This is a genomic window from Cupriavidus phytohabitans (assembly GCF_000426345.1).
Classification (GTDB): Bacteria; Pseudomonadota; Gammaproteobacteria; order Burkholderiales; family Burkholderiaceae; genus Cupriavidus.
The window spans coordinates 1-2,358 of the sequence record NZ_AUFE01000199.1 but is presented as its reverse complement, the minus strand read 5'-3'; the positions used below and the strand labels follow the sequence as shown (position 1 = coordinate 2,358).

The window sequence follows — 2,358 nt, the reverse complement described above, 5'->3', positions numbered from 1 at the left end:
TTCGATGGTGCACTTCATCGGCGATGCCAGCTCGTTCTTCTTATGACTGGCATTTGACTCTCATTCGTGAAATTGGTTTACTCAGAACACTTAGCAAGCCAGCCTTTCGCGGTGGCACTTGACGGCAAGACCGGCGAAGGAAAGCTTCAACGCTACGCGCAGAACGCACGCCATTGATTTCCTCGGCGTCGATGACCGCTTCCCATTTCCCGTGCTGCAAATATAAGGGACGACAGTTTCATACCTCTCCGACCTGTTCGTATCGGCAGCGGACGGTGAAGTCGCAATTGACGCCAAGGTGTCATCCTTCACATTGTTCTGCGGCCGGATCCGACGCTCCACTCTATGCGAGTGCGGGCAAGGAAACGACAAATGTTGTCATTTCTCCCGGAATACTCGCCACGCTCACCTCACCGCCATGCCTTGTAACCGCCGCATGCACGTAGGCAAGCCCCAGACCAAAGCCCGGAGTGCAATTGTAATTTCCGGCACGTTTGTATTTTTCGAAAATTCCCTCAATATGCTGTGGCTCTATCCCCTCGCCGCAATTCCGCACGGAAATAGCCCACACGTCGCCCGATGACTTCAGCTCCAGCACGATGTCACTTTCTGAAAATCCAAATTTGACGGCATTCTCCACCAAGTTCGACACGACCCGGCATAACATCGAGTGGTCGCCAAGAACGTAGGCGCCGTCGTTGGGCACTGCGGACCTGATTTGCATTCGCTTTCGGACCGCTATGTCACGAACATCCTCCATCACGTCCGCGACAACGAACCGCAAGTCGATCTCGTCGAACTGCGAATCGACGGCCTGCGTCTGCGCCAGCTCGATGAACCGATCCAGCAAGTCAAGTGTCCGGTCCGCGTGCGTCGCCACTCTGGCTCTGAATGTTGCTTCATCGACTGCCACGTCCTGATGACCCTGGTTCTCGACTAGCGACAGAATCGCGGTTAACGGCGATCTCATGTCATGAGAGATGAAATTCATCGCATCGCTTTTGTCCTTCTCCAGCATCAAATTCATCACCTTATTCGCACGAAGAACATGCGATGCATGCTTTAGTCTATCGGCGTCTCCCAGTTTTGTCACACCCGGATGGTGATTCGCTTCTGATTCCAGTTGCCGTGCCGCCTCGGAGACGGGATTGATAATATTCCGCCAAAACACGAGCGACACCGCAATGACCATTATGATAAGGCACATCGACGATGTTGCGCCAATAACCAATATCCATCTGGATTTCTGAAGTTTTGCCTCGATATTATTTTGTGCGGCCAAGAGTTGAGCGTCCCTGGTTTCGATTATGGCGAGCATAGATGGGACATAGCGTTTAGCAAACTCCGCTGCAGACTGGATCACTCCATCGTACTCGCGAACCCCCTCGACAAGTGACAGACCGTACGTCATGTACCGTTTCTCTATTTCAGAGATGCCCCGAGCAAGTCCACTTTCCGGTTCATTGTTATTGACATGTGAAATGACAAGTTCGTAGAGCTGCTCTACCCTACCCTGATGGGCGTCCACACGCGTCACCTCCTTGGGGAGAAGTGGCCTGCCCTGCATCAGTGCCGGAGTAAGCTCCGAGCCGAGCCGGCCAGCCTGTTCCCGGAATTCAGCTAACAGCCGTGCCGTGATAACCTGGGTGCCGGCATCCGGCGCGATTCGTATGATTTCCGATTGGATGCTAGCAATGACTGGCTTTAGTAAGTCCACCGCCAAGTACAGGCTCGTCACAGCCGCAACCAGCTCGCGGCTCTCACGGCTTGCCTTTGGCTTTTTCAGGAGCGCGTCGACGGACCCGCGTGCCGACGATAATTGAGCGATCGCCCTTTCGATTTGTCTGGCAACAGATTGTGCCGAAGACCCTGCCTCACTGGAGCGATCCAACAGCTCTTTAAGAACATTATCGGATTTCAGGCGTGCATCGTGAAGACCCGATTGCAGCGCATCAGGCGTAGGAAAATCTGCTCCCATTGCGCTATTCGCTGGCCCCCGCTCTTTCGAAACGATCTCTGCAGCATAGAGCGCGCTCTGATATAGCTTCAGTGCAGCGGAACCGCTCGCGAGCGACGAATGCTCACGCCATTGATTTGCCATGACCAGTGACGAAGCAACGACAGTGACAAGGCAAATTGCCAGCAACAAGCCCAGAAAAAGACTGCGGAGCTGCATGAACTGTTTAATTAATGTACGAACAAATACAGAAGATTATTTTTCGCAAGATTATGGCAAGTCCACTATGTTCTGCAGCCCATCGACGGCATTGCATTACACACAAGTCACTCGTGACCAATTTCCCGGGCGTACTTGATACCGGCGGCGAAGTCCATTACGCGCTGCAGGCCTTGCCAGAT

At 53.3% G+C, this 2,358-nt stretch carries 1 protein-coding gene; it reads right to left on the bottom strand.

The annotated features are described in order from the left end of the window. Positions 1–343: 343 nt before the first annotated feature. Positions 344–2,176 (bottom strand): sensor histidine kinase, encoded by a 1,833-nt coding sequence (locus K309_RS0134590; RefSeq protein ID WP_084402718.1) that lies wholly within the window; start codon positions 2,174–2,176, stop codon positions 344–346. Positions 2,177–2,358: the final 182 nt, after the last annotated feature.

Bases quoted from the DNA above. Each gene is read 5' to 3' on its own strand.
- K309_RS0134590 (WP_084402718.1), bottom strand. From the start codon at position 2,176: ATGCAGCTCCGCAGTCTTTTTCTGGGCTTGTTGCTGGCAATTTGCCTT.